Origin of the sequence: Mycobacterium helveticum (assembly GCF_007714205.1) — a bacterium.
Classification (GTDB): domain Bacteria; phylum Actinomycetota; class Actinomycetes; order Mycobacteriales; family Mycobacteriaceae; genus Mycobacterium; species Mycobacterium helveticum.
Genome location: NZ_VMQU01000423.1, coordinates 1 through 229, shown reverse-complemented (window position 1 = coordinate 229; position 229 = coordinate 1). Strand labels below are relative to the sequence as shown.

The window sequence follows — 229 nt, the reverse complement described above, 5'->3', positions numbered from 1 at the left end:
TGCTCGGCCTCCAACGAGGCGGCCTGCGCGCGGATCGTGGCGCCGTGAGCGTCCACATCCCCGAACGAGTAATTGATGCTCATTGCTTATCTCCTTCGAAAGTGTTGGATGACTGCGGTTTTCGCTACTAGATGCCGAGGCTCTGCTGCGCAGCCTGCTCTTGCTGCTCGTAGTTGCTGGCGTCGCGGATCAACCCGTCACGCACCCCGTGGAGCATGTTCACGATGTT

At 59.8% G+C, this 229-nt stretch carries 2 pseudogenes; both read right to left on the bottom strand.

What is annotated here, in order from left to right:
• Window positions 1-83: pseudogene (locus tag FPZ47_RS28170) on the bottom strand (type VII secretion protein EsxI); the annotation flags it as partial.
• A 44-nt stretch (window positions 84-127) separates the two neighbouring features.
• Window positions 128-229: pseudogene (locus FPZ47_RS28165) on the bottom strand (WXG100 family type VII secretion target); the annotation flags it as partial.